The following is a 6391-nucleotide window of genomic DNA, read 5'->3' as shown; positions in this document are numbered from 1 at the left end:
GCCTCGACCGTTTCGTCGGCGCGCTCGGCGGCGGCCGCCACGTCGCGGATCACCGCGCGGGCCGAGTCGAGAACCTCCGCCGGGTCGTGCTCCACCCGGCCGCCGGGACGGCGGTGCAGGGTGGAGCGCCTGCTGTGGGTCACGAGCGCGGTGCCGTCGCGGCGCAGCAGGGACGCCTTGGTCACCGATGTGCCGATGTCGACTCCGATGATCATGACCGCACCTCCCCGATCCGGGACAGCACGTCCGGATTGGCCACGAACCGCGGGCGCTCACCGTCGAGGAAGCGGGCGATCTCCCCGGCGACGATTTCGGCCGCCCGGTGTGCCGTCTGCCGGGTGGCCCCGGCCAGGTGCGGAGTGGTGATCACATTGGGCGCGTCGAACAGCGGCCAGTGGCGCGGGGGCGGCTCGAGGTCGTATACGTCGACGGCGAGCGCGCCCAGGTGTCCGGACTTGAGCAGCTCCGGCAGCGGCGTGTAGTCCAGCAGTCCGCCGCGCGCGGAGTTGACCAGCACCGCGCCCCGGGGCAGCAGCGCCAGGTTGTCCGCGTTCAGCAGGTGTTCGGTCTCCGGGGTCAGGCGCGCGTGCAGGCTGACCACGGAGCTGCGCCGCAACAACTCGTCCAGTTCGACCGGTTCGACGCCGTCGGAGGCGGCTTCCTCCGCGCGCACGAACGGGTCGGCGACCAGCACGTGCGCCCCGAAGGCACGCAGCACCCGCGCCACGATCCGGCCGATGGCGCCGTACCCGACCAGACCGGCCGTGCTGCCGTCCAGTTCGAGGCCCGCGTTGTCGTAGGCGTAGTAGTCCCCGCGCCAGTGGCCGTCCTTCAGTTCGGCGTCCGAACCGGGGATGCGGCGCAGCGCGGCCAGGATCAGTCCGACCGCGAACTCGGCGGCCGCCGCGGCATTGCGCCCGGGCGCGTAGCTGACCACGACCCCGTGCTCCGTGGCGGCGTCGAGGTCCACGTTCACCGGACCGCCCCGGCAGACACCGACGAACCGCAGCTGCGGATTCGCGGCCAGCACGTCGGCGGTGATCGGGGCCATCTGGGTGGCCACCACCTCGACACCGGGTAGTGCGTCGAGCATCTGACGTTCGGTGCCGCTGGCCTCCCGCACCCCCGCGACCGGTCCGAACGGCTCCACCGGCCACGGCAGGCACAGCGTGCGCACCTCGAGGTCGTGCCCCGGCACCTGACGGTGCAGGGCGTCGGCGAACAGGTGCGGACCGACGAAGTGGTCGCCCGCGGCGAGAACACTGGTCATGGTGAGGACTCCTTCGTCACACACCGCCCGGAGGCGGGCCTGGCACACACCGCCCGGAGGCGGCCCCTGGTACACGGCGGTCCCGGTGCCGGACCGGGGACGGGAACGGTCAGTACCCGACGGGTTCGGGCAGGTACTTCGTGAGCAACCGGCGCACCTCCTCCTGATCCGCGGCGACGTGGGCCGCCTGCGCGAGCGCGTCCCCGGCGGGGGCGTAGTCGGGGTTGGGCAGGGCGATCACCGTCATCCCCGCCGCGGCGGCCGCACGCAGGCCGTTGCTGGAATCCTCCACCGCCAGGCACCGGTCGGGCCGCTCACCCAGCTTGTCCGCGGCGGCGAGGTAGACGTCCGGGCTCGGTTTGCCGCGGGACACCTCGGCGCTGGACACGGTCGCGGTGAAGAGTTGCGCGAGGTCGTGGCCGGTGAGCACGGCGTCGATCAGCCGTCGCGGTGCCGAGGACGCGAGCGCGATCGGCGCCCGCCGGGCGACGTCGGCGACCATCCGCCCGGCACCGTCCAGGAGCCGGATCTCCCCGGTGTCCAGTGCGGCCACCATGTCGTCGACGACGAGCTGCTCGGTGCGTTCGGCGGACTCGGTGGTGCCGCTGAACTCGGCGAGGAACGCGGCCCACTCCGGTGCGCTCATTCCCTGCACCCGCCGGGTCTGTGCGGCCGTCCAGGTCCGGCCGTGGGCCTCGGCGAAGCGCGCCCACATCCGCTCCCAGAGGTGTTCGCTGTGAACGAGGACGCCGTCCATGTCGAACACCACCGCGCGGTGCGTGTCGGCCGTCGCCTCGGGGTTCCCCATCTCACTACCTCCCGCCCGTTCACTGACGAAGGTAAAATTAACACTCGTTGCGTTACCTGTCACGGGTTTTGATGAGATCGGTCGCGTCCGCGCGTCCGACACACGGTCGGTCCGCCGGTACGGGCAAGATGGCCACATGACGTCCGCACCGAAGAAGAAGTCCTCCCGGATCCAGCGTCAGCAGCGGATCGTCGACCATGTCGTCGCCCACGGATCCGCCGCCGCAGGCGAGCTGTCCGAGCTGACCGGCGTCAGTCTGATGACCGTGCACCGCGATCTGGACGACCTGGTCAGCCGGGGGGTCCTGCGCAAGTTCCACGGCGGGGTGTCCGCGCAGCCGTCGACGGTGTTCGAGAGCAGTTCCGACTTCCGCCTGCACACGCACCTCGCCGAGAAGGAGGCGCTGGGGCGGGAGGCACTGCGATTCCTCACGCCGGGGATGTCCGTGTTGCTGGACGACTCGACCACGGCCCTCGCGCTGGCCCGGCTGCTGCCGGACGTGGGGCCGCTGACGGTGGTGACCAACTACCGGCAGGTGCTGGAGACGCTGCGGGACGCCACCGACATCCGGCTGATCGGGCTCGGCGGCGAGTACTCCCGCACCCACGACTCCTATCTGGGACTGCCGTGCCAGGAGATGATCACCGGCTTCTCGGTCGATGTGGTCTTTCTTTCCACCTCGGCGATGAACGCCCGGTTGACCTTTCACCAGGAGCAGGACCTCGTGCTGGTCAAGCGGGCGATGTTGGCGAGCGCGGCGACCAAGGTGCTGATGATGGACGCGAGCAAGGTCGGCCGTTCCGCGCTGCACCAGCTGGTGCCGGTCAGCGCGTTTGACCACGTGCTCCTGGCGGGCTCGCTCGGTGCGGACCTGGTGTCGGAGATCGCGGAGTACACCGACGTGCGCACCGTGCCGGTGGACCGGCCGGCCGCGAACGAATCAGAATAACGTCTTGTGCGTTAACTGAAACATACTCCATGATATGTCGGCCGTGACCGGGCGTGTCCCGTGCACCCCGGGCCTTCCGACTCGTGGAGACAGTGATGTCCCGACAGACACCGGTGTCCCGACAGACACCTGCGGAGACCGCGGCCGAGCGCCCGGTCAGCTTCTTCGACCGTATCGGCATACCCCGGCCACTGGTCTGGGGTTTCGTCGCCGTGCTGATCTTCATGATCGGCGACGGCGTGGAGATCACCTACCTCGCCGAGTACCTGTCCCGGCCCGACGGGGGTGGGCTGGAGGGGTCCACGGCGACCTTCGCCACCGTGACCGTCTACGGCGTCGCGGTGATGGTGGCGTCCTGGTTCTCCGGCACGTTGTCGGCGATCTGGGGTCCCCGGCGGGTCATGTGGCTCGGCGGGGCGTGGTGGATCGTGTTCGAGGTCCTGTTCCTCTTCGTCGCGATCCCGCTGCAGGACACCGCGATCATCGTCATCACGTACGGCATCCGCGGCTTCGCCTACCCGTTGTTCGCGTTCGCGTTCCTGGTGTGGGCGCAGGTCGCGAGTCCCACCGGCATGCGTGGTTCGGTGGCGGGCTGGTTCTGGTTCGCCTTCACCGGCGGTCTGCCCACCCTCGGTGCCGCGGTGGCCGCGCTGGCGATCGGCCCGTTCGGACTGAGCCTGTACGGGACGCTGATCCTGTCGCTCGTCCTGGTCGTGATCGGGGTGCTCCTCGGCAGCTTCGGTGTGCGCGAGCGGCACGGGCTCCAACCGATCGCCGACGAGAGTGTGGCGAACCCGCGCAGCCTGAAGCGACTCGGGGAGGGTGTGGACATCCTCTGGCGGGACCGCAGGACGCTGGCGGGCGGACTGGTCCGCATCGTCAACACCGCACCGCAGTACGGCTTCTTCGCGATGTTCCCGTTCACCCTGGGCCCGGAGACACCGGGCGGTGGGTTCCTCAGCACGGCCGAGGTGTCCACGCTCGCCACCCTCGCCTACGGCGCGAACATCGCGGCGAACCTGTTCTTCGGTGTGTTCGGCGACCGGTTCGGCTGGCGCCGCACGGTGACCTGGTTCGGGTGTGTGGGCTGTGCCGTCGGGATCCCGGTGTGGTACTTCGGCGCCGTGCTCTCCGAGAGCTTCCTGGTCGCCGCCGCGTGCGGCGCGGTCTACGGGGTTCTGCTCGCCGGGTTCGTGCCGCTGTCGGCGCTGATGCCGTCGATGGTGGCGCCGAAGGACAAGGGCGCGGCCCTGGCGATCCTCAACTTCGGTGCCGGGGGTGCGGCGTTCGTCGGCCCGATGATGGTCACCGTGCTGCACCCGTTCGTCGGCGGCGGCGGGGTGGCGATCGCCTTCAGCCTGCTGTACCTGGCGATGGCGGTGCTGTGCCGCTACCTCACGGACGAGTCCGACCCGGGGGAGTGGCACCGGGACGCGTCCCGCTCCACCGAGGCCGCACCCACGGTGGCGTAGTGGGAAGGGCCCGGTGTGCCCACGACGACCGGGAGTGGGCACACCGGGTCTGTCCACGCTCTGCCCGGGACCCGGCAGGCGCCGGCGGAGTCACGACCCGCGGATCCTGCGGCCGTGTTCGCTGTCCGGGTACAGGAGCGCGTCGGCGACCCTGCCGCCCGCATCCTTGGCTCCACCGCCGAAGTTGAGGGTTCCCTTCGCGGTGGCGATCGAGATGGTGCGGAACGGCGTCGGAGTGGTGAAAGCCGTCATCGGCGTGGGCGCGGGTTGGTGCGTTTCTCACCAGTCGTGGCGGCCCGGTCCCGGTGTTACAGGCGTCCGCGGCGCCACGTGCCGGCGATTTGACTGGTTGACTACCGGTTAGTCATCCGGTTAGCGTTCCTGGCATGATCACAAACCAAATAACGCAGTACCTCGGTCCCGAGGGTGAGTGGACGGCGGTGCTCTCCTTCGGGCCCCGCTCGGTGGACGGCCCGGTGTCGATCATGGTGAGCCCGACCGATCCGGAACAGCCACCGCACGGCGGGTTGTCGTCGGTCGCGCTCCGCGAGATCGACATCCGGGCGGCGATCAAAGCGCGGGAGCCGCGCACCTCGGGCTCGGCCGCCGGTCGCTGGCGGATGGAACAGAACCGGATACGTGAGGCGCGCCAGCTCTTCGAGAGCGAAGGGGTGACCGACCACTACCTCACGGCACTGTCGCAGCTCTACCTCTCGGCCGTCGCACGCGGTGAACACCGGCCACTGCGGTGGCTCGCGGACCGCACCGGCCGGACGTACTCGACGGTCAAGTCCCACCTCTGGCAGGCGACGCGACGGGGAATCCTGGAACGTTCGTCCGGCCGGGCCGGCGGCGCGCTCACCGAGAAGGGAAAGGCCCTGGCCCGTCGAAACGCGTGGCCCGGCGGCGGGGAGGACGACGAGGAGTGAGCCGGGTGGGGGTGGTGCCGTGAAGGACTCCTTCCCTGCGTTGAGTGCAGCGAAGGAGTCCTTCACGGCAGACAGCCGGCCCCGCGCTCATGCGGGACCTCACGAGTCGTCGAGCGGGCGCAGCATCTCCAGCAGGCCCCGCAACGGTTCCAACTCCTGTGTGGACTGTGGATCGAGATCGGGGTTGAGGTGCATGAGGTTGTTGCGGAACTGGGCGGCGGTTCGCAGCTGGGCGAGGAACTGCTCCCGGTCGAGCGACCAGCGCAGCGGTGTCCAGAGGTCCTCCGAGGTGAACACGTGCGGATACGCTGGGAGCGTCGGTGGGCAATGCAGAGGAGTCCTGGAATGAACGCCGCCTGGCCGGACGATCAGCAGCCGTCCCGGAGCATGTCCACCGCTTCCCGGAGTCCGTAGCGTGACTCCAGAGTCTTCAGTACATCGTCCACGCTGAGCGGCGGACGGGCGGCTCTCGACGCGATCGCCGCGACCGCCGACATCGCCCGCGACGGCCCGGTCGCGACGCACTCCGCGCAGAACCGCCGTGGGGACAGGACAGCGAGGTCGCCGGGGAGGTGTGTGGGCGGGAAGTCCCTGTGGTTCTCCGTGATGATCGCTCCGGCACCGGCGACCACCGCGGCCGCCACCACATGTTCGTCGTCCGGGTCCGGCAGACCATAGGTGCCTTCGAGTCCTTCCCAGCCGGTCACTTCGGCGTCGTTGAAGGCCCGTTGCGTTGCGATGATCAATGTACGGGCGCGGCGCCGTGCCTCCGTGTCGGCCATGCCGCGATCCACGAGCTTCACGGCTTCGTGATGGGCGAGCTCCTCGAGGATTACTCCACTCCACGCCGGGCGGTAAAGGCCCTCGACCGCGAGCGACAGCAGGAAGTCACGCTGCAGGCTGGGCCAGAGCACACAGGTGTCGAGCAGTGCCGTGAACACCCGGAGAGCGCCGCATAGCGCG

General features: G+C 69.9%; 9 protein-coding genes. 3 read left to right on the top strand and 6 right to left on the bottom strand.

Features of this window, described 5'->3' with window-relative positions:
* From SACPADRAFT_RS25810 to SACPADRAFT_RS0206040, 3 genes are all read right to left on the bottom strand, one after another.
* Positions 1-215: FGGY family carbohydrate kinase (locus tag SACPADRAFT_RS25810; RefSeq protein ID WP_007023550.1), on the bottom strand; the 215-nt coding region annotated here is incomplete at its 3' end.
* Positions 212-1270, bottom strand: a complete 1059-nt coding sequence (locus SACPADRAFT_RS0206045) for a 2-hydroxyacid dehydrogenase (RefSeq protein ID WP_007023551.1) — start codon at positions 1268-1270, stop codon at positions 212-214. The genes SACPADRAFT_RS0206045 and SACPADRAFT_RS25810, both read right to left, overlap by 4 nt.
* 109 nt (positions 1271-1379) lie before the next feature.
* Positions 1380-2078 (bottom strand): HAD family hydrolase, encoded by a 699-nt coding sequence (locus SACPADRAFT_RS0206040; RefSeq protein WP_007023552.1) that lies wholly within the window; start codon positions 2076-2078, stop codon positions 1380-1382.
* Between the two features lie 136 nt (positions 2079-2214).
* Here SACPADRAFT_RS0206040 and SACPADRAFT_RS0206035 point away from each other — a divergent pair, with 136 nt between their 5' ends.
* Together SACPADRAFT_RS0206035 and SACPADRAFT_RS0206030 are read left to right on the top strand one after the other, a co-directional pair.
* Complete coding sequence (locus SACPADRAFT_RS0206035) at positions 2215-3027, top strand: DeoR/GlpR family DNA-binding transcription regulator (RefSeq protein ID WP_007023553.1); 813 nt, start codon at positions 2215-2217, stop codon at positions 3025-3027.
* Positions 3028-3122: 95 nt separating this feature from the next.
* Positions 3123-4499 carry an MFS transporter gene (locus SACPADRAFT_RS0206030; RefSeq protein ID WP_007023554.1) on the top strand — a complete coding sequence of 459 codons (1377 nt, stop codon included), beginning with the start codon at positions 3123-3125 and terminating at the stop codon, positions 4497-4499.
* 90 nt (positions 4500-4589) lie between these two features.
* On the opposite strand, the gene SACPADRAFT_RS32300 is transcribed toward SACPADRAFT_RS0206030, so the two are convergent.
* On the bottom strand, positions 4590-4751 hold the full coding sequence (locus SACPADRAFT_RS32300; protein ID WP_007023555.1) for a hypothetical protein: 162 nt from the start codon (positions 4749-4751) through the stop codon (positions 4590-4592).
* Between the two features lie 134 nt (positions 4752-4885).
* On the opposite strand from SACPADRAFT_RS32300, the gene SACPADRAFT_RS0206020 reads away from it, so the two are divergent.
* A complete protein-coding gene (locus SACPADRAFT_RS0206020; RefSeq protein ID WP_007023556.1) occupies positions 4886-5428 on the top strand; it encodes a hypothetical protein in 543 nt (180 codons plus the stop codon).
* A gap of 99 nt (positions 5429-5527) precedes the next feature.
* Here the strand turns inward: SACPADRAFT_RS0206020 and SACPADRAFT_RS0206015 are convergent, their stop codons facing one another.
* Positions 5528-5725, bottom strand: a complete 198-nt coding sequence (locus SACPADRAFT_RS0206015) for a hypothetical protein (RefSeq protein WP_007023557.1) — start codon at positions 5723-5725, stop codon at positions 5528-5530.
* A 71-nt stretch (positions 5726-5796) separates the two neighbouring features.
* Positions 5797-6369 (bottom strand): PIN domain-containing protein, encoded by a 573-nt coding sequence (locus tag SACPADRAFT_RS0206010; protein ID WP_007023558.1) that lies wholly within the window; start codon positions 6367-6369, stop codon positions 5797-5799.
* Positions 6370-6391 lie beyond the last annotated feature (22 nt).

It is taken from the genome of Saccharomonospora iraqiensis subsp. paurometabolica YIM 90007 (assembly GCF_000231035.2).
In the GTDB taxonomy this organism is placed as follows: domain Bacteria; phylum Actinomycetota; class Actinomycetes; order Mycobacteriales; family Pseudonocardiaceae; genus Saccharomonospora; species Saccharomonospora paurometabolica.
Note: the sequence above shows the minus strand (reverse complement) of the source record. Positions and strands in the feature narration are given on the sequence as shown.

What these genes read in the sequence shown, in the direction of transcription:
- SACPADRAFT_RS0206045 (WP_007023551.1), bottom strand. Translation starts at nt 1,270, where the DNA reads ATGACCAGTGTTCTCGCCGCGGGCGACCACTTCGTCGGTCCGCACCTG.
- SACPADRAFT_RS0206040 (WP_007023552.1), bottom strand. Translation starts at nt 2,078, where the DNA reads ATGGGGAACCCCGAGGCGACGGCCGACACGCACCGCGCGGTGGTGTTC.
- SACPADRAFT_RS0206035 (WP_007023553.1), top strand. Translation starts at nt 2,215, where the DNA reads ATGACGTCCGCACCGAAGAAGAAGTCCTCCCGGATCCAGCGTCAGCAG.
- SACPADRAFT_RS0206030 (WP_007023554.1), top strand. Translation starts at nt 3,123, where the DNA reads ATGTCCCGACAGACACCGGTGTCCCGACAGACACCTGCGGAGACCGCG.
- SACPADRAFT_RS32300 (WP_007023555.1), bottom strand. Translation starts at nt 4,751, where the DNA reads ATGACGGCTTTCACCACTCCGACGCCGTTCCGCACCATCTCGATCGCC.
- SACPADRAFT_RS0206020 (WP_007023556.1), top strand. Translation starts at nt 4,886, where the DNA reads ATGATCACAAACCAAATAACGCAGTACCTCGGTCCCGAGGGTGAGTGG.